The sequence below is a fragment of the Mesorhizobium sp. AD1-1 genome (assembly GCF_020164655.1).
Lineage (GTDB): Bacteria > Pseudomonadota > Alphaproteobacteria > Rhizobiales > Rhizobiaceae > Mesorhizobium > Mesorhizobium ciceri.
In genome coordinates, this window is the sequence record NZ_JAIUGP010000006.1 from 54,674 (window position 1) to 73,542 (window position 18,869).

Below are 18,869 nucleotides of genomic sequence, written 5' to 3' on the forward strand. Positions count from 1 at the left end.
CCCTGACGCAGGGCGCGGCTACTCTGCCTCCCGGCCCATCCGGCGCGCCGTGTAGCGCTCTATGGCCGACAGGCCGTCATAGATCAGCACGGCAAGGGCTGCCACGATCAGGCCGCCCTGGAGGATGAAGGCGAGATTGTTGGACAACAACCCGGCGATGATCACTTCGCCCAGCGTTTTGGCTGCTACGGTCGAACCGATGGTGGCCGTGGCAAGGCTGATCACCACCGACAGCCTGATGCCGCCGAGAATGATCGGGGCGCTGAGCGGCAGTTCGACCTTGGTGAGCCTTTGCCAACCGGTCATGCCGGCGCCGCGCGCCGCCTCGACGACATTGGCAGGTAGCGTCGTCAGGCCGGTCAGCGCGTTCTCGAAGATCGGCAGCAGACCGTAGAGAAACAGCGCGATCAGTGTCGGCTTCTCGCCGAAGCCGACGGCCGGCACGGCGAGTGCCAGCACCGCCACGGGCGGAAAGGTCTGGCCGATGTTGACCAGGCTACGCGATAGCGGCAGGAATTCGGCGCCGGCCGGCCTGGTGACCAGGATGGCAAGCGCCACCGCAACGATGGTTGCTGCCACGGTGGCGATCAGAACCGTGCGCAAATGCAGCAATGTCAGCGTCAGCAGGCTGCCCTGGTTGTAGATCACCGGCGCATTGTTTTCGGTCAGCGGCTTCAGCAGCGGCACGAACCAGCCGGGATTGGTGACGAAGGCAACGAGCAGCATCACCAGGGCAAGTCTGAGCAACGATGGAAGCCAGGCCTTCATGCCGGCCTCGCCGCGCGCTTCACCAGCCCGTCGACGGTGACGCGGCCAAGCGGCTTGCCATCGGCGCCTTTGACCGGCAGCGCCGGCCGGCCCGTCCACAACAATTCGGCCAGCGCGTCACGCTGGCTGGCGTCGCCGGGGATCGCCTCGCCTTCGGCGGAGCCCTTCTCCACGGCATCGCGGACCCGGCCGAGCGACAGCAACCGGAACGGCCTTTCGCTGGCGCCGACCAGGGTCTCGACGAAGGCGCTTGCCGGCTTTGCCAGGATCTCGGCGGGCTTGGCGTATTGCACCAGCTTGCCGGCATCCATGACCGCGATCTTGTCGCCCATATGCACGGCCTCTTCCATGTCGTGGGTGACCAAAATGATGGTGGTGCCGAAGCGCTTCTGGATCGCCAGCAGATCCTCCTGCGCCTTGTTGCGGATGATCGGGTCGAGGGCGCCGAACGGTTCGTCCATCAACAGCACGTTGGGCTCGGCGGCGAGCGCGCGGGCAACGCCGACGCGCTGTTGCTGGCCGCCGGACAGTTCGTGCGGGTAGCGCGGCCCGAAGGCTTCGGGGTCAAGCTGATAGAGCGTCATCAGTTCGTCGACCCGGGCCTTGATGCGGTCCTTGTCCCAACCGAGCAGCACCGGCACGGTGGCAATGTTCTGCGCCACCGTGCGATGCGGGAACAGGCCGTGGCCCTGGATGGCGTAGCCGATGCTGCGGCGCAGCTCATAGCCGGGCAGCGAACGATTGTCGGCGCCGTCGAGCTTGATGATGCCCGAGGTCGGTTCGACCAGCCGGTTGATCATGCGCAGCAACGTCGTCTTGCCGGAACCGGACGTGCCGACAATGACGGCTATGGTGCGCGGCTCGATGACCATCGACACGTCATCGACCACGGTCGTCGCGTCATAGCGCTTGGTAATGCCTTCGATCTCGATCATGCCGTTTCAACCCTGCGCCTGGTGGCGGTCATTTCGATCACCGCATCGAGGATGATGGCGGCGGCAAAGGCGAGCGCGACCGTTGGCACCGCGCCGAGCAGCACAAGGTCCATCGCCGTCTGGCCCACACCCTGGAAGACGAATACGCCGAAACCGCCGCCGCCGATCAGCGCGGCAATGGTGGCGAGGCCGATGTTCTGCACCAAGACGATGCGGATGCCGGTCAGGATCACTGGAAAGGCCAGTGGAAACTCGACGCCGAACAGGCGCTGGCGTTCGGTCATGCCCATGCCGCGTGCCGCGTCGTTGGCGGCGCCCCCCACGCCAGCGAGACCGACCACGGTGTTGGCCACCACCGGCAGCAGGGAATAAAGGAACAGCGCGACGAAGGCGGGGGCTGTGCCGATGCCGCGAATGCCGAGCGCGGCAGCCCCCGGCACATGCGTGGCCACCCAGCCGAGCGGCGCGATCAGCAGGCCGAACAGCGCGATCGAGGGAATGGTCTGGATGATGTTGAGCACGTTGAGAACCCCGGCGCGCAGACTTTCGACACGATGGCAGAGAATACCGAGCGGCAGGCCGACGACCACTGCCGCAAGCAGCGACCCTAGCGCCAGCGTTACATGCTTGGAGCCCTCCGCCCAGAAACTGTCGGCGCGGTTGAAATATTCCTTCAGGATCGACAGATTGTCCCAGCTTCCCGAAATCAACAGCAGCCCGATCGCCAAAGCCGAGACCGCAAGCACGCCAACCCGTGCCAATGGCGACAGGTTCAGCCGTGTCAGCACATCGGCGAGCAAAAGCGTGAAGGCAAAGATCAGAATCCAGAAACCGGAGGCTGGCGAAACTCTCGCAAAGGTGTTGCCCTCCGGCGTGAGAAATGTTCCGGCGACGCCGATCAGCAGCGCGAGCGCGGCAAGCGCCACCACGCTGGCGGCAAGGCGCAGCGCAAGCGGTGTCTTGAACAGCGCGATGAGTGCTGCGGCGACGATCATGACGAGCAGCAGCGTCCCGGTGGTTGCCGGCAGCGCCTCGAGAATTGAGCGCGCCTGGCCGGGGACGATGCGGTTGGCACGGAACGTGGCAAAGGGCGCGGCAAAAGCCGCGTAGGCTGATATAGCGGCGATGACCACGCCGAGCTTGTCGAAGCGGATGTTCACGCCCTCCCCCGTCAGTCGATCCGGCGCGCCACGAAAGCGGCGCGCCGGAATCGTCCTACTTCAGGAAGCCGTTCTTCTTCAAAAAGTCCTCGGCGACGCCCTTGACCGGCTCGCCGCCGACCTGCACGCGACCATTCAGCTCCTGCAGCGTGACGAGGTCGAGCTTGGCGAAGACCGGCTTCAGCAGCGTCTCGATCTCGGGATGTTGCTTCAGCACCGCTTCGCGGATGATCGGCGCCGGCTGGTAGACCGGCTGCACGCCCTTGTCGTCGTCGAGCACGACGAGCCCGGACGGTGCGATGCCGCCATCGGTGCCGTAGACCATGGCCGCATTGGCGCCGTTGGTCTGGTTGGCGGCCGCGGCGATGGTTGCCGCGGTGTCGCCGCCTGAGAGAGTGATCAGTTGGTCCGGCTTCAGCGTGAAGCCATAGGTGGTCTGGAAGGCCGGCAGTGCAGCCGCCGAATTGACGAACTCGGCGGAAGCCGCCAGCACCACCTGACCGCCGCCCGCGACATATTTGCCGAAGTCGGTGAGCGTGGCGAGCTTGTTGGTCTCGGCGACTTCCTTGCGCAGCGCGATCGCCCAGGTGTTGTTTGCGGGCGACGGCGACAGCCAGACGATCTTGTTGGCGTCGTAGTCGAGCTTCTTGGCCGTTTCATAGGCCTTGGCGGCATCCTTCCAGACCGGGTCGTCGGCCTTCTCGAAGAAGAAGGCGGCGTTGCCGGTGTATTCGGGATAGATGTCGATCTCGCCGGCGGTGATCGCCTTGCGCACCACCGGCGTGCCGCCGAGCTGGATGCGGTCCGATGTCTTGATGTTGTTGGCGTTGAGGACGAGCTGGATGATGTTGCCGAGCACGCCGCCCTCGGTGTCGATTTTCGAAGAGACAACCACCTGGGCATTGGCGGAAGCCACCGTGATGCCGAGCGCCAATGCCGCGCCGGCCAGAAACTTGACTGAAAACATTGTGAAAACCCCTAGCTATGAACCGAAACGCGATGACCGCATATGAGCATGGCTTCAACGGCCAGTCGGGGCACACGGTTTCATAACAAGGGAGATCAGCGCAATATTTTTGTTCGGAAGGCCGATTTTGAGGCGACGCTGGCGATCTGCTGCCATCTGGCGGATAATGCCATAGAGTGCGGGTGGCAAACACGGAGAGCGTGTCATGGCCATACACAAAGTCGGCTACCTCATCGGAAGTCTTGCCCGGGAATCCATCAACCGCAAGCTCGCGAAGGCGCTCGTTCAACTGGCTCCTCCGGAACTTGAAATGACGGAAATCGCCTTCAGGGATCTGCCTCTTTACAGCTACGATTATGATGCGAATTTCCCGCCGGTCGCCCGGGATTTCAAAAAGGCGATCGCGTCCGTTCAGGCCGTCCTGTTCGTTACCCCGGAGTACAACCGCTCGATCCCTGGCGGATTAAAGAACGCGATCGACTGGGCGAGCCGCCCCTATGGAAAGAATTCATTCGCGCGCAAACCGTCCGCCGTCATCGGAACATCGCCGGGCGCCATCGCAACCGCTGTCGCCCAACAAAGCCTGCGCAGCGTTCTGAGCTTCTGCAACTCACCCCAGATGAATGCGCCGGAAGCCTATATCCAGTTCACGCCGGGACTGATAACGGACGACGGCGAAGTGACGGTCGAATCCACCGAGGACTTCCTGCGCAACTACATGGCTGAGTTCCATATGTTCATAGCGCGGGTGCTTCAGGTGTTGCCGCCGGACGCATAGGTTTGGCGTCAAGCCGGGCGCGCGCTCGTCAGCTTCAGCGCGCCCAGCGCCACGAAGCACAGGACGGTGACCGGAAAGACTATCCAGTTCAGCATCTCCCAGCCCCAGGCGTTGTAGACCATGCCCGACATCAGTGAGGCGCAGGCGACGGAGCCGAACAGGACGAAGTCGTGGAAGCCTTGCACCTTGCCCTTTTCCGACGGCCGGTAGGTGGAGGCCACCATTGCGGTCGCGCCAATGAAGCCGAAGTTCCAACCAAGGCCCAGCAGGATCAGCGACGTCCAGAACTGCCACAGCGCCAGGCCCGACAGAGCGACAATGGCGCAGCCGATGAGCAGGATCAGGCCGGTGGTCACAATGCGTTCGGCGCCGAAGCGATGGATCAGCGAGCCGGTGAAGAAGCTTGGCGCAAACATCGCCATGACGTGCCAGGAGATGCCCAGCGTCGCGTCGGTCTCCGACAGTCCGCAGCCGACCATGGCCAGCGGTGCGCCCGTCATGACGAAGCTCATCAGCGCGTAGCTGCCGACCGCACAGAAAAGCGCGGCGACGAAACGCGGCTGCGTGACGATTTCAGCCAGTGGTCTGGCGTCGCTGTCGGCGATCTCCACCTTGCCGGATGCTTTCGCCGGCAGCCGCAGGAAGGACAGGATGATGGCGCCGACGGCGGCCAGCGGCAGGATGGACACGAACGAACCGGCAAACATGACCGGCGCCAGCGATTCGCGGGTGAAGATGACAATCTGCGGCCCGAGGATAGCGGTGACGATGCCGCCGGCCAGCACGAAGGAGATGGCGCGCGCCTTGAATTCCGGCGGTGCGTTGTCAGCGGCGGCGAAGCGGAACTGCTGGACGAAGGCGCCGCCGACACCGATCGTGAGCAAGCCAAAGGCAAACAGCCAGAAGCTCCCTTGAAAAAGCGCAAGCGTGGCGATCAGGCCGCCAAGCGCCGTGACGATCGTTCCGGTCATGAAGCCGCCGCGCTGGCCCATTCTGCGGATGATGGCCGCTGCGGGCAGCGCGCCGAGCGCCACGCCGATGTTGAAGCCGGTGATCGGCGCTGTCGCCAATGATTTGTCGGGGCCAAGCAGATATTGCCCGGCCAGCGCGCCCACGGAGATGGCGATGGGGGCCGCCGAGCCGATGATCGCCTGCGATGCGGCCAGGATCAGCGCCGTGCGGCGCGCCTCGCTGCCTGCCTCGACGGCGATTGCCGTCATGATGCGTCCTTGCCGCGCCCCTCGCCACGCACCCGGCGTGACACACGGTCGAGCACGGCATTGACCAGCTTCGGCTCGTCTTCCTCGTAGAAGGCCTTGGCGATGTCGACATATTCGGAGACTATGACGGCGACCGGGACATCCTCGCGCTTCATCAGTTCGTAGACGCCGGCGCGCAGGATGGCGCGCAGCGTCGAATCGAGCCGCGACAGCGGCCAGTCCTCGGTCAGCGCCTGGCGGATGATCGGATCGATGGTCTTCTGGTTCTCGACGACACCCGCCAGGATAGCGCGAAACCATTGCGCATCGGCCTCGCGATAGAGCGCGCCGTCGACTTCCTTGCCAAGGCGAAACGCCTCGTACTCGGCGGTGATCTCGAAGACACCGCTGCCGGCGACATCCATCTGATAGAGCGCCTGCACGGCGGCCAGACGGGCAGCGCCGCGCTTGTTGGCGTGGCGCATCGCGGGCTGCCCGGGCGAAGCGGGTTCGCTCACGATCGCGCTCCCAATTGTTCCTTGAGGGCAATCATGGTCAGCGCCGCACGCGCGGCAAAGCCGCCCTTGTCGCCTTCCGAGCGCTTGGCGCGAGTCCAGGCCTGGGCGTCATTCTCGGTGGTGAGGATGCCGTTGCCGATGCAGACCGAGTCCTGCACGCTCAAATCCATGAGCGCGCGGCTGGATTCATTGGCGACAATGTCGAAATGGTAGGTGTCGCCGCGGACGACGGTGCCGAGCGCGACAAAGCCATCATAATGTGTGCCGCCTTCCGTCGCGCCGTCCAGTGCAAAGGTGATCACCGCGGGGATCTCCAGCGAACCTGGAACGGTGACGACGTCATAAGTCGCGCCCGCCTCATCGAGCGCGCTTGTCGCGCCATCGAGCAGCGCGTCGGCAAGGTCGTCGTGAAAGCGCGCTTCGACAATGAGCAGATGCGCCTTCGCCTTCGGACGAATGAAGGCTTTGCCGTGTTGGGATGTACCAGCCATAAAAGTCTCCGGGGAGTTGCCGGTGACTTAGGCCGAAGCCGGGTTCATCGCAAGCGGAAGATTGCTGGATGGACTCCTGTCCTATCGATCCTCTCGCGTATGCCACAGGCGCAACACAGAAATTGTCGTGTTCTGTATCTCGTAACGAATTTCGTAGCTGCCCACCAAAATGCGACGCACTTCTCGTGGTTCGAACTCTTCCAGTCTCTCACCGATGCGCGGATATTCGACCAACCGTGCCGGCGCGGCAGTAAGCGACTGCACGGCACGTGCGGCCGCCGGGCCATTTGCTAGCACGAGAAAATCATGTAGCCGGACCAAGTCGGACAAAGCCTTGTTGGTCCATTTCAACTCCATCAACGAGGCACCGGCAGTGGCTTGTCGGTACCAAGACTCTCAGCCCACGCCTGCACGGCCTGGTGATCGATGACCCGTCCTGCGTCGACATCGGCCATTGCTTCAAGCGTGAGCCGTCGGCGCTCCTCCTCCAAATCCACCCACGCGGAAAGAGCTTGTTTGACGATCCAGCCGCGTGGGCGCTCAAGGCGGGCAGCCAGTTGATCTACCTTTTCAGCCAGCGGCAGCGGAACGTGAGCGGTGATTACTTTTGTATCCATCAGAGCCTCACAATCAGATTTAATCATAGCGATTAAAACTGATTAAGTCGAGGCCAGCAGCACTTAAAGCCCCTCTTTCGTCGCCTCGACCAGCCGCGCCGCATAACGCGCCATGGTGTCGATCTCGAGATTGACGCGGTCGCCGACCTTGCGCTCGCCCCAGGTGGTCACGGTCAGCGAGTGGTGGATCAAAAGCACGTCGAAGCGCGCGCCTTCGACCTTGTTGACGGTGAGCGAGGTGCCGTCGAGCGCGACCGATCCCTTGGGCGCAATGAACTTCGCCAGGTCGCGCGGCGCCTCCAGCGTGAAGCGCACCGCGTCGCCCTCGTCCTTGCGCTCGACGATTTCGGCCATGCCGTCGACATGGCCCGAAACGATGTGGCCGCCGAGTTCGTCACCGATCTTCAGCGCCCGCTCCAGATTGACTTTGGTGCCGGATTTCCAGCCCGAGGCCGTGGTCAGCCGCAAGGCTTCCTCCCATGCTTCAACCTCGAACCAGCGCGCATTCGAAACGCTGTCGGGCAAGGCCGTGACTGTCAAGCAGACGCCGCCGCAGGAGATCGAGGCGCCGATGGCGATGGTCTGCGGGTCATAGGCTGTGTCGATGCGCAGCCCCACCCCTTCCCTGAGCGGCTTGACGGACGCGACAGTGCCGACATCGGTGACAATTCCGGTAAACATCGGTGTTGATCCCTAAAGGTCTCTTATCCACTCGGCGTAGCTGTCTTCGCCAAAGCGCATCTCGCGCAATTTGCGAAATCCTGCCGGGATATGGTCGGCGTCGATCGGCGATGCAATGCCGTCGTCGCCGATTGCATCCGGTCCCTGGAACAGCACGATGCGGTCGACCAGCCCGTCGGCCAAGAAAGCGCTCGCCACCCTGGCGCCGCCCTCGACCAGCACGCTGGCCATGCCGAGCGCGGCCAGATCCTCAAGTAATTCCGGCAAGGCTACGCCGCCCTCGTGCGTCTCGGTGCCGATAAAGCGCACGCCGGCGCGTTCGAGTGCTGCGCGCCGCAGCGGATCGGCCTCCAGGCAAGCGGCGATATAGAGCGGCACGCGGTCGACGCCTGAAACCAGCTTCGAGGCCTCCGGCAACCTGATCTGGCGGTCGAGCACGATGCGGGCAGGCGAACGGTTCTCAAGCCCCGGCAAACGCACCGTCAGGGCCGGATCATCCTCAAGGGCGGTGCCGATACCAACCAGTATGGCGTCCGCCTCAGCCCGCATCAGATACACTTCTCGGCGCGCGATATCGCCGGTGATCGACACCTGCCCGTCACCTTCCCTGCCGATCTTGCCGTCGCTGGAAAGCGCAAGCTTGAGAATCACTTCCGGGCGTTTTCTCAACGATCGAATCAAATAGCCGGCCATCTGCTCGGCAGCTTCCGCCGCCAGCACCTTCTCGACCACCTCGACACCGGCCGCGCGCAGGATCGCATAACCCTTGCCGGACACGCGCGAATCGGGATCGCTGGCGGCACCGACGACCCGCGCAACGCCCGCATTGACCAGCGCATTGGCGCAAGGCGGCGTGCGGCCGTGGTGGGCGCAAGGCTCCAGCGTGACGTAGGCGGTGGCGCCGCGCGCGAGGTCGCCGGCCTCGGCCAGGGCCTCGGTCTCGGCATGCGGACGGCCGCCGACAGCGGTGACGCCGGTGCCGACGATCATCGGACCATTGCCGTCATCGCGCACGATCAGCGTCCCGACGGACGGGTTGGTCGCGGTGCGCCCGGCATTTTTTCGCGACAGTCTGAGTGCCGCTGCCATGAAGCGGCGATCAAGGGCGGCCTGTTCGCTTGCAGTCATGCTCAGCTGGCTTCCTCTTCACCCTTGACTTCGTCGCCCTTGAGCTCGCCCAGCAATTCGTGGAAATCCTTGGCCTCGCGAAAATTGCGGTAGACCGAGGCGAAACGGACATAGGCGACATCGTCGAGCGACTTCAGCGCTTCCATGACCAGGCGGCCGACTTCTCCCGAAGCAACTTCTGTCTCGCCGGAACTTTCGAGCTGGCGCACGATGCCTGTCACCGCGCGGTCGATGCGTTCGGGATCGACATTGCGCTTGCGCACAGCGATCTCCACCGAGCGCAACAGCTTGTCGCGGTCGAAGGGCACTTTGCGGCCCGATTTCTTGACCACGACGAGGTCGCGCAACTGCACGCGCTCGAAGGTGGTGAAACGGCCGCCGCAATCGGGGCAGACGCGCCGCCTGCGGATCGCCGCGCCATCCTCGGCGGGGCGCGAATCCTTCACCTGCGTATCTTCCGACTGGCAATAGGGACAGCGCATGGAGAAGCCTTTGGTTGGCGAATCTGGTGAAGCGAAAGGCTTAGAGGTTTTTGCAGCGATGGCAAAGTGTCGCCAACAGCTCCCTCGCCCTTCAGAGATAGCGAGGCGCAAGCAGGATTGCCAGCCTCGCCAGCAGCCGCACAGCGTACCGATGTCTTCAGGGAGCAACGTCGGCGGTCGGAAACCCGCACGATGCGCCGAGACTACGATAGGCCTTGGTGAAGCCGTCCATGGATATGCTTCCAACCGGCGCATCGCCGAACGAGACGTCAAGCACCGATGCCCGGCGCATGGCGCGCAGGAGCGCCAGGCTGGTCTTGGACTGGTTGTCGACGGTCCAGCTGAGCCGGCCGTTGACGGCGCCATCGGAATGGAGCTTGGCAGTGACGCGGCCCTTGTCGTCGCCGAAAGTGGCGGCAACCGACTTGCCGGCCGGCAAGGCCTTGTTGTCGACGGCGATCGTTACGGACGGGTAGGCATCCGGCGGCAGTGCATCGCCGTTCGTGATGATGAGCGTCAGAACGCCGCTCTCGCCGCCAGCGCCGATAAAGGCGGTCGAGGCCGCGCAGGTCTTGCGTAGATCCTCACCGGTGTCGACCTCGTCGATCAGGGTCGACCATCTGCCAAAGGTTTCGAGCTTGGGTGCCGTCTGGGCGGGCGCCGCGGGCTCGGACTGAGATGCGGGTTGCGCAGGAGCGGGTTGCGCGGGCGCGGCTTGAGCAGGGGCGGTTTGCGCCAAGGCGTTGCCGGGGAAAGGCACGGCGATCAAAGCAGCCAGAGCGCCAACGGCGCCAAGGTCGGCGAAACGAAATGGTCGCATCATCAAGGCTCCTGCCGGTCGCCCCGGCCTGCTGAAACGACGCTCGTCGTTGCAGCAGGCGGCAAAACTTCCTATCGCGTCAGCCGAGATAGGGATAGAGCGGGAAGCGATCGGTCAGCGCCACGACCTTGGCCTTGACCGCTGCTTCGACGGCGGCATTGCCCTCGTCGGAATTGGCGACCTTGAGACCATCCAGCACTTCGGCGATCAGCTTGCCGATCTCCCGGAATTCGGCCTGGCCGAAGCCGCGCGTGGTGCCGGCCGGGGTGCCGAGACGCACGCCCGAGGTGACAAAAGGCTTTTCCGGGTCGAACGGAATACCGTTCTTGTTGCACGTGATGTTGGCGCGGCCCAGCGCCGCCTCGGCGCGCTTGCCGGTGGCGTTCTTCGGACGCAAATCGACCAGCATCAGATGGTTGTCTGTGCCGCCGGAGACGATGTCGAGACCGGTTTCCTTGAGGCTGGAGGCGAGCGCCTTGGCGTTGGCGGCAACGCTCTCGGCATAGACCTTGAAGCTTGGCTTCAGCGCTTCGCCGAAGGCAACCGCCTTGGCGGCGATGACATGCATAAGCGGGCCGCCCTGTAGGCCGGGGAACACCGCCGAATTCATCTTCTTGGCGATGTCCTCGTCATTGCACAGGATCATGCCGCCGCGCGGGCCGCGCAGCGACTTGTGCGTCGTGGTCGTCACGACATGGGCATGCGGCAGCGGCGACGGATGCACGCCGCCGGCGACCAGCCCGGCGATGTGCGCCATGTCGACCATCAGATAAGCGCCGACCGCGTCGGCGATCTCGCGAAAACGCTTCCAGTCCCAGACGCGGGAATAGGCGGTGCCGCCGGCCAGGATCAGCTTCGGCTTGGTTTCATGCGCAGTCTTCTCGATGGCATCCATGTCGAGCAGATGGTCGTCCTGGCGCACGCCATAGGAGACGACCTTGAACCATTTACCGCTCATGTTGACCGGCGAACCGTGGGTCAGATGGCCGCCGGAATTGAGGTCGAGGCCCATGAACGTGTCGCCCGGCTGCAAGAGCGCCAGGAAGACGGCCTGGTTCATCTGGCTGCCGGAATTCGGCTGGACATTGGCGAAGTTGCAGCCGAACAGCTTCTTGGCGCGCTCGATGGCCAGTTCCTCGGCCACGTCGACAAACTGGCAGCCGCCGTAGTAGCGCTTGCCCGGATAGCCCTCGGCATATTTGTTGGTCATGATCGAGCCCTGCGCCTCAAGCACCGCGCGGGAAACAATGTTTTCCGAGGCGATCAGCTCGATCTCGTGGCGCTGGCGGCCGAGTTCGTTGCGGATGGCGCCGAAAATCTCCGGATCGGCGTCGGCCAGCGTGGTTTCGAAGAAGGATTCGAATTTGTTCGACACTGCCGCTGCTGTTGCCATGGCCTGAAATCCTCGGGGTTCGGGGGCAATTTTGTTTATGCATGTCGTTGCTCAAACCGCTGTACACTTTTGGGCAACCTGCACGCGGCGCCATTAACACAGTTGTTTTCGCCCCGCCACGTTTGCCACGCGAAATTTGCTGGCCGGATTGCGCCAGCCAGGCCCGCGCGTCGTTATTTCCTCGCCTTCCGGCCCCTCAGCAATGCCTCGGTGAGCGTGATCTCGGTAAACAGCGCCTGCGACGTATGGTCGTTGATCTCGCCGCTGCGAAACATGGCGCGCACGGCTTCGCGCTCGGCTTCGATGCCCGCAAATCTCAATTCGAGCTCCAGCCTTCCGGCTTCACGCGCCTCGGCGCGGGCCTCATCGGCTTCGTCCGAGGCGGCGATGCGGCGCCGGTACCCGGCGACGATGCTGTCGGCGGCGGCAAGCCTGGCGCCGGGCACCTCGCCTCCCTCATCATCTGCGGCTCCGGCGATGCTCTCGATGCGCGCGATTGCCGCCTTGGCGGCGCCGACACGCGCCAGCCGCTCCTCGGCGGCGCCGGCATCCTCACCCGGCTCGACCAGCCCCCTGGCGATCGTCGGCAGAGCGAGACTGGCGAAGACCAGCGAACAGATAATGACGCCGGCGGCCAGGAAAATGACCAGATCGCGCGCCGGGAACGGCGAACCGTCCGGCATGGCGAGCGGCAGCGACAATATGCCGGCCAGCGTGATGGCGCCGCGCACGCCGGCCACCGAACCGGCGAGCCGCACGCGCAACCCGAACGGTTCCACCTTGCGCTTGCCCAGACGTGCGGCGATGCCGGCTGCGAGATCGCCGACCCATATCCACAGGAAGCGCAACGCGATCAGGCACAGCGTCAGTGCCACGACGGTCGCGATCGGCTGGATGATCGGGTGCAGGCTCATGAGTTCCGGCGGCACATGGCGGATGATGTCGGGAAGCTGCAGGCCGAGCACGATGAAGAGAGCACCGTTGAAAACGAAGGAAAGCGTCGTCCACAGCGACATCGTCTGCATGCGGGCCGAGACGCCGAGGAAGCGAAACACGCCGGAGCCGCCGGTGAGCAGGCCGGCGGTAACAGCCGCCAGAATACCGGACGCTCCGACATGCTCGGCGCCGAGATAGGCGATGAAGGGCAGCAGAACCATCACCAGCACCTGCGCTTCGGCCGGCACGCCGCCGATCCGGTTGAGCAATTGCAGCAGCTTGGCGGCAACGAACAGCGCCGCGACGCCGATCAGGATGCCGATCGCCACGGCATAGAGAAAACTGAACGAAGCCGCGGCAAGGGAAAAGCTGCCGGTCAGCACTGCTGCGACGGCGAAGCGGAACATGACGAGGCCTGAAGCGTCGTTGAGCAGCGACTCGCCTTCGAGAATGTGCATCAGCCGCGCCGGGACGACATTCCTGTCGACGATCGAGGACACGGCCACCGCGTCGGTCGGCGACAGCACCGCGGCAAGCGCAAAAGCGACCACCAGAGGGATGCTCGGCACCAGCCAATGCAAGGCGTAGCCGAAGCCGACGATGGTGAAGAAGACCAGCCCTATGGCCAGATCCAGGATCGGTCCGCGCAGCGCCATCAGTTCACGCTTCGGTGCGCCATAGGCATCGCCGAACAGCAGCGGCGGAATGAACACCAGCAGGAACAGTTCCGGATTGATCTCGACATGGATGCCGCGCACCGGCCAGGCGAGCGCGGCACCGATCGCAATCTGCAGCACCGGCAACGGCACCCGCACCAGACGAACCAGCGCGCCGGAAAGCGCCACGAAGACGAGCACGACCAGAATGAAGACAGCGACTTCCATGGTCCGGTTCCAGGCTTCCCGCCGACCATGCGCAAAGCCGGCCGATCCGTCCAGCCGCCCTCCCGTGAAAAACGACGCGGCACCCAATCAATGAAAAAGGCCGCCCTGAGAGGCGGCCTTTTTAGATAGAATTCAAACGCTTACAGCGCGGACGTGATCTGCAGCTCGTTGTTGCCATCAAGCGCGTAGACGTCGTCGCGGAACTGCACCACGCCCGGACCGGTCGACCAGGCCGAGAGATAGAGGAAGTGGACCGGCACCGGATTGGTGACCTGGATCGGCGTGTTTTCACCGGTCTTGATCGCCGCCTCGAAATGCTGGCGGTCCCAGCCGGGCGTGTCGCGCAGGATCCAGGTGACGAGGTCGCGCACATTCTGCACGCGCACGCAGCCCGAGGAATCGAAACGCAACATCTTGCCGAACAGGCTCTGCTGCGGCGTGTCGTGCATGTAGACGCCGTCAGGACTCGGGAAATTGATCTTCACCGAGGCCATGGCGTTTTCCGAGCCGGGATCCTGGCGGAACCGGTACTTGGCGGCGTCGTCGGTCGACCAGTCCACATTCATCGGATCGACTTCGCTGCCATCGGGCGCGAACAGGCGGATATGGCTGTTCTTGAGATAATCGGGATTTTTCCGCATCAGCGGAATGATGTCCTTGCGCACGATCGAGACCGGCGCGTTCCAGTATGGATTGACGATGATCTCAGTGATCTTGGAATTGACGATCGGCGTCTGGCGATCGATCTTGCCGACGATCGCGGTGTGGCGAAGCACGACGCGGTCGTTCTCGACCGCTTCGACCTGGGCTGCCGGAATGTCGACCAGCACGTAGCGGCTGCCCAGCGTGCCGGCCTTCTCGCGCAGCCGCTGCAGATTGGTCTGCAACTGGCCAAGCCGGATCTGCGCCGAAACGTTCATCGCCGCATAGGTGTATTTGCCCATCGAGCCATCAGCCGGCAGGCCGTGACGCAGTTGGAAGCGCTTGACTGCCGAGTCGACATAGGAATCGAAAGCCGTCGAAATGCCGGCGCTCTGCGACAGGTCGCCCGCGACCATCAGGCGCTTGCGCAATGGCACCACATCGGGATCATCGACGCCGAGCTGCAGTTTCTTGGTCGCGGGAACCTCGACCCAGCCACCCTGCCCGACAATGTTCTGGTATTGCCCGACCGCCTGTTCCGTGAAGGCGACGGTCTGCGGGCTGAAGATCGGCAGCGTCGAGGCCACCTTGCCACCCTCGCTGGCGCGGGCGTCGAACTGGTCGTCCCAATTGCCGCGCGCCGAGGATTTCAGGATATCACCGATCACATCCTGCGCATTGGCGCCGCCGGCGACCACCGCGGCAGCGAGCGCGGAGGCTCCGGACAGGAAAAAACGACGGCTGGTTTTCATGGACGTTCCAGACATTGGTAGCAGTTCGATCACTTGCTGCGTTGATCACCGGGCGATCTCGCCCGCACTGTAAAATTGGCAATCTTAACAATTAGCCAACCATGGTCCGTATCAGCTTGGTGTGACAATGCACAGGCGCGATACGGGCTGCGGGTGAACGCATGGTCTTCACCACAGCATCACCGCCACTCTCGGTTCCATTGGAATATGGCGGCAACGTGGCCTAGCGGCCAAATCCGACCGGCCAGCATTCCGAAAAGAACGGACCGTGCTTTTTGGGTATCGATCGGCGATCGACCACGCAGTGCAATGACCAGCCAAATCAAAGAAAAGGCCGATGCCTCTCGGCACCGGCCCTGACTGAAGGTCGATATTTCGGCCGCGCTTCTGTGACGCGGGCCGAATCCGATGCGGCGGATGTCTTACATCCGGTAAGCGATGGTGTCGTTCCAGAAGCGGTCGAGCCGCTGCAAAGCGCGGTTCATCTGCTTGAACTCGTCGGTGTTGATGCCGCCGACCTGTTCGATCGAGCCGACATGACGCTCATAGAGGCCGGCGACGACCTCGGCCACCTCATTGCCCTTGGGCGTCAGCGAGACACGGACCGAACGGCGGTCGATGCGCGAGCGCTGATGGTTGATGAAGCCGAGATCGACCAGCTTCTTCAGATTGTAGGAGACGTTCGAGCCGAGATAGTAGCCACGCGAGCGCAGCTCGCCCGCGGTCAGTTCGGAATTGCCGATGTTGAACAGCAGCAGTGCCTGGATGGCATTGATGTCGGAACGGCCGTTGCGGTCGAATTCGTCCTTGATCACATCAAGCAGGCGGCGGTGCAGCCGCTCAACAAGCTGCAGCGATTCCATGTACAGGGAACGGATAGCCTCACGGCGATCGTCGGATACGTTGGCGGTCTTCGCCGCCGGACGCGAATTGATCATTGTCTTTGCCTCTCGTTTGTCGCCCTGGTGATTTTTTGTTTTTCACCTTGATCGCGACACTATCGAATACTCATAAAATTCGACTTAAACGCTAGGGCTAACAAGAGCTTACCGGTAAGAGGTTTCGGAAGAGGCTTAACGAACGGTCACCCGAGCAAGGATAATTAACCTAAAGATTTCGGCAACGATTGCAGGGCTCATTCGAGGCGACAGCCGGGCCGCCAATGGGTTCAACGGCTTAGTGGCGGACCGGGCGCTTCTGCAGGTAGATGACGACGCGAAAGACGATATAGAGCACCGCCACCGCCGCATGCGAGACGACAATCAGCAAGCGGTGGCCGAACAACTCGGGAAAGCCGGCGTACATGACCGTCTCGGTCACCGCGCAAATGAACCATATCACCGGGCCCCAGGACGCCAGCATCCACAGGCCGGCAGCGGCAAAGGGAAAGAACACGGCGAGCACCACCGCCGCGACCTGCCAGTGCACGGGCATCAGGTCGAAACGCCACAGTGTGCCCGGATAAAAGCCGATCAGCTTGATCCAGTAGAGAATGCCGAACAGCAGGCAGTAGCCCGATATGACGCGCTGGAACCAGGCGAAGATCACCTCCACCCCGGAGGGCTGCAGAACGATGCGCCTTGAGGTCACCTCGCTCATATCAGGAGTTCCCGTTCGCCGAGCGGAGCGAAATAGGCGTCGACATCCGCTTCGCTGACCGCTGCGAGGCTTGCCGGCCGCCATTGCGGCTTCGAGCCCTTGTCGATGATGGCAGCGCGGATGCCTTCGTAGAAATCATGGCCGGCGAGCATCCGGTTGAGGATGCGGAACTCCATCTTCATGCAGGCTTCCATGGACAGCGTCAGTCCGGCGCTGATCTGCCGCCAGGCGACGCGCAGGCTGGTCGGCGAGCGGGTGCGGATCGTCGCCAGCGTCTTTGCCGCGAACTCATCGGCGGCGGCCGCACGCTCGAGGCTGTCGATGACGCGGTTCAGGGACGGTTGCGAAAAATGACGGACAATCGCCTCCAGCGTCGGCCTGTCGGTTTCTCGCCTTGCCTGCACGAAGAAGCCGCGCAGCACCGATTCCGGATCGCCGGTCAACGCCAGCCGGTCGAGGAAGCCAGCCTGGTCCTCGGCCTTGATGGTATGGGTGGCCAGCCCAGACCACAGCGCATCGCCATATCGAATGCGATTGCCGGTCAGCGCCAGATACATGCCGAAGGAGCCGCCGAGATCGGGCAGCAGGTGGCTGGCGCCAACATCCGGAAAGAAGCCGATGCCGACTTCCGGCATGGCAAACTGGGCATTCTCGGTCATCACCCGGTGCGAGCCGTGGAAGGAGATGCCGACGCCGCCACCCATGACGATACCGTCGATCAGGGCGACATAGGGCTTCTTGTAGCTGTTGATGCGGGCGTTGAGCCGGTATTCGTCGGCGAAGAACTCGACCGGCGGTTTTCCCGCCCGACCTGTCTCATAGACATGCAGGATATCGCCGCCGGCCGAAAAGGCCCTGCCCTCTGCCTTGACGACGATGACGTCGATGCCCTGGTCGGCCTCCCAGGCGGAAAGAGCGGCGTCGAGCGCCCCGATCATGCGGTGCGTCAGGGCATTGAGCGCCTGCGGCCGCGTCAAGGTGACGACGCCGGCCCGGCCCAGATGTTCGAAGCGGATCTCGTCGCCTCCGCCAAAATCCATCGTGAAAGAATCCCTCTCCCGGCCGCCGGGACTGAAGTGCTAAAGCGTGGCGCATGGGTGCGTCAATGGCGAGGACACCGGTGCAAGCTCTGGCCCGGACCAGGAGCCAGTGCTAAAAATAGAGCTGCAATACGGAAAACTGGGTAGAGTTCATTGCAGCGTACCTGCTGGGTCTTCGAACGGGACGATTGTTTATGACTCGATTTTCGCACCTTGCGCCGGTGGCAATCGGGCTGAGCCTCTGCTTGGCTGTTCACCCGGTCATGGCGGGGACTTTGGAAGACCTCTACAGCTCGCAGACCATCGTCAACGGCAAGTACGAGAAGAACCGCCAGTCCGGCTTCAAGCGCTGCCTCGACGCGGTTCTGGTGCGGGTTTCCGGCGATCAGCGCCTGCCGGCGAAACCTGAAATGACGGCATTGCGCGACAAAGCCGGCACCTTCGTCGCCAGTTTCCACTATCGCGACCGCATGGAAGGCATTCCCAACCATGACGACCAGGGCACGTACGATCGGCCTCATAATCTCTACTGCCAGTACAAGCCTGCTGACGTCGACCCGGTGCTGGCTTCGCTCGGCAGCAGGCCGTGGCTGACCGAGCGGCCACGGCTGGTGGTGTTTTTGGCGACCGAGCGCGGAACAACGCATTACGCGCTCGATGCCGAGGACGACCGTGGCATGCTGATGCGCGAATCGTTCGGCAATGCCGCCGTACCGCTGGCCATGCAGGTGACTTTTCCCACGGTGGCGCAGCTGTCGCAGGCCGGATTGGACGATCAGGCGCTTCGCAATGCCGAGATGACGAAGCTCGACACCCTTGCGGAGAAGGCCGGCGCCGACCAGGCGCTTTACGGCAGTCTCGTCTGGAGCGACAAGGAACTGGGCTGGATCGCCGACTGGCGGCTGGCCATGGCCGGCAAGACCTACGTCTGGCAGGTGCGCGGTGTCGGCTTCGACGAGGCTTTCCGTGTCGCCATCAGGGGCGCGGCACAGATTCTGTCAGGCAATGGGCAACCCGAATAGGCCTCGACCCGGTCGCTGGCACAATCGTGCCGCATTGGTCAGCGGCGGGAGCTCGTG

General features: G+C 63.4%; 21 protein-coding genes. 2 read left to right on the plus strand and 19 right to left on the minus strand.

Annotated features, from left to right (window positions below):
* Positions 1 to 18: 18 nt before the first annotated feature.
* The 4 genes from LB519_RS13575 to LB519_RS13590 are packed head-to-tail and all read right to left on the minus strand — an operon-like array spanning position 19 to position 3,830.
* Positions 19 to 768, minus strand: a complete 750-nt coding sequence (locus LB519_RS13575) for an ABC transporter permease (protein WP_013532238.1) — start codon at positions 766 to 768, stop codon at positions 19 to 21.
* Positions 765 to 1,703 carry an ABC transporter ATP-binding protein gene (locus tag LB519_RS13580; RefSeq protein WP_013532239.1) on the minus strand — a complete coding sequence of 313 codons (939 nt, stop codon included), beginning with the start codon at positions 1,701 to 1,703 and terminating at the stop codon, positions 765 to 767. The genes LB519_RS13575 and LB519_RS13580 overlap by 4 nt, the downstream gene beginning before the upstream one ends.
* On the minus strand, positions 1,700 to 2,863 hold the full coding sequence (locus LB519_RS13585; RefSeq protein WP_224620243.1) for an ABC transporter permease: 1,164 nt from the start codon (positions 2,861 to 2,863) through the stop codon (positions 1,700 to 1,702). Before LB519_RS13585 ends, LB519_RS13580 begins: the two co-directional genes overlap by 4 nt.
* 55 nt (positions 2,864 to 2,918) lie before the next feature.
* Positions 2,919 to 3,830, minus strand: coding sequence for an ABC transporter substrate-binding protein (locus LB519_RS13590; RefSeq protein ID WP_013532241.1), 912 nt, complete (start codon positions 3,828 to 3,830; stop codon positions 2,919 to 2,921).
* 205 nt (positions 3,831 to 4,035) lie between these two features.
* On the opposite strand from LB519_RS13590, the gene LB519_RS13595 reads away from it, so the two are divergent.
* The gene (locus LB519_RS13595) at positions 4,036 to 4,608 is read left to right on the plus strand and encodes an NADPH-dependent FMN reductase (protein WP_224620244.1); all 573 of its coding nucleotides are present in this window, start codon (positions 4,036 to 4,038) and stop codon (positions 4,606 to 4,608) included.
* Positions 4,609 to 4,616: 8 nt separating this feature from the next.
* On the opposite strand, the gene LB519_RS13600 is transcribed toward LB519_RS13595, so the two are convergent.
* From LB519_RS13600 to LB519_RS13670, 15 genes are all read right to left on the minus strand, one after another.
* On the minus strand, positions 4,617 to 5,828 hold the full coding sequence (locus LB519_RS13600; protein WP_064995445.1) for an MFS transporter: 1,212 nt from the start codon (positions 5,826 to 5,828) through the stop codon (positions 4,617 to 4,619).
* The gene (gene nusB, locus LB519_RS13605; RefSeq protein WP_013532244.1) at positions 5,825 to 6,325 is read right to left on the minus strand and encodes a transcription antitermination factor NusB; all 501 of its coding nucleotides are present in this window, start codon (positions 6,323 to 6,325) and stop codon (positions 5,825 to 5,827) included. Before nusB ends, LB519_RS13600 begins: the two co-directional genes overlap by 4 nt.
* Positions 6,322 to 6,816, minus strand: coding sequence for a 6,7-dimethyl-8-ribityllumazine synthase (gene ribH, locus LB519_RS13610; RefSeq protein WP_013532245.1), 495 nt, complete (start codon positions 6,814 to 6,816; stop codon positions 6,322 to 6,324). Before ribH ends, nusB begins: the two co-directional genes overlap by 4 nt.
* A gap of 81 nt (positions 6,817 to 6,897) precedes the next feature.
* Positions 6,898 to 7,173, minus strand: a complete 276-nt coding sequence (locus LB519_RS13615; protein ID WP_013532246.1) for a type II toxin-antitoxin system RelE/ParE family toxin — start codon at positions 7,171 to 7,173, stop codon at positions 6,898 to 6,900.
* A complete protein-coding gene (locus LB519_RS13620; RefSeq protein WP_013532247.1) occupies positions 7,173 to 7,433 on the minus strand; it encodes a CopG family ribbon-helix-helix protein in 261 nt (86 codons plus the stop codon). Before LB519_RS13620 ends, LB519_RS13615 begins: the two co-directional genes overlap by 1 nt.
* Before the next feature lie 63 nt (positions 7,434 to 7,496).
* Positions 7,497 to 8,114, minus strand: a complete 618-nt coding sequence (locus LB519_RS13625; RefSeq protein WP_224620245.1) for a riboflavin synthase — start codon at positions 8,112 to 8,114, stop codon at positions 7,497 to 7,499.
* Between the two features lie 12 nt (positions 8,115 to 8,126).
* Complete coding sequence (ribD, locus tag LB519_RS13630) at positions 8,127 to 9,242, minus strand: bifunctional diaminohydroxyphosphoribosylaminopyrimidine deaminase/5-amino-6-(5-phosphoribosylamino)uracil reductase RibD (RefSeq protein ID WP_224620246.1); 1,116 nt, start codon at positions 9,240 to 9,242, stop codon at positions 8,127 to 8,129.
* 2 nt (positions 9,243 to 9,244) lie between these two features.
* Complete coding sequence (gene nrdR, locus LB519_RS13635) at positions 9,245 to 9,724, minus strand: transcriptional regulator NrdR (RefSeq protein WP_013532250.1); 480 nt, start codon at positions 9,722 to 9,724, stop codon at positions 9,245 to 9,247.
* A gap of 157 nt (positions 9,725 to 9,881) precedes the next feature.
* Positions 9,882 to 10,547, minus strand: a complete 666-nt coding sequence (locus tag LB519_RS13640; RefSeq protein WP_224620247.1) for a hypothetical protein — start codon at positions 10,545 to 10,547, stop codon at positions 9,882 to 9,884.
* A gap of 76 nt (positions 10,548 to 10,623) precedes the next feature.
* Positions 10,624 to 11,937 (minus strand): serine hydroxymethyltransferase, encoded by a 1,314-nt coding sequence (gene glyA, locus LB519_RS13645; RefSeq protein ID WP_013532252.1) that lies wholly within the window; start codon positions 11,935 to 11,937, stop codon positions 10,624 to 10,626.
* A 173-nt stretch (positions 11,938 to 12,110) separates the two neighbouring features.
* On the minus strand, positions 12,111 to 13,757 hold the full coding sequence (locus tag LB519_RS13650; RefSeq protein WP_013532253.1) for a Na+/H+ antiporter: 1,647 nt from the start codon (positions 13,755 to 13,757) through the stop codon (positions 12,111 to 12,113).
* A 140-nt stretch (positions 13,758 to 13,897) separates the two neighbouring features.
* On the minus strand, positions 13,898 to 15,151 hold the full coding sequence (locus tag LB519_RS13655) for a murein L,D-transpeptidase (protein ID WP_127366821.1): 1,254 nt from the start codon (positions 15,149 to 15,151) through the stop codon (positions 13,898 to 13,900).
* Positions 15,152 to 15,573: 422 nt separating this feature from the next.
* Positions 15,574 to 16,089, minus strand: coding sequence for a transcriptional regulator LdtR (ldtR, locus tag LB519_RS13660; protein WP_008875359.1), 516 nt, complete (start codon positions 16,087 to 16,089; stop codon positions 15,574 to 15,576).
* 238 nt (positions 16,090 to 16,327) lie between these two features.
* A complete protein-coding gene (locus LB519_RS13665; RefSeq protein WP_013532255.1) occupies positions 16,328 to 16,750 on the minus strand; it encodes a DUF6163 family protein in 423 nt (140 codons plus the stop codon).
* Positions 16,747 to 17,790, minus strand: coding sequence for an enoyl-CoA hydratase/isomerase family protein (locus LB519_RS13670; protein ID WP_013532256.1), 1,044 nt, complete (start codon positions 17,788 to 17,790; stop codon positions 16,747 to 16,749). Before LB519_RS13670 ends, LB519_RS13665 begins: the two co-directional genes overlap by 4 nt.
* A gap of 194 nt (positions 17,791 to 17,984) precedes the next feature.
* Between LB519_RS13670 and LB519_RS13675 the strand changes: the two genes are divergently transcribed.
* A complete protein-coding gene (locus LB519_RS13675) occupies positions 17,985 to 18,812 on the plus strand; it encodes a DUF2066 domain-containing protein (protein ID WP_224620248.1) in 828 nt (275 codons plus the stop codon).
* Positions 18,813 to 18,869: the final 57 nt, after the last annotated feature.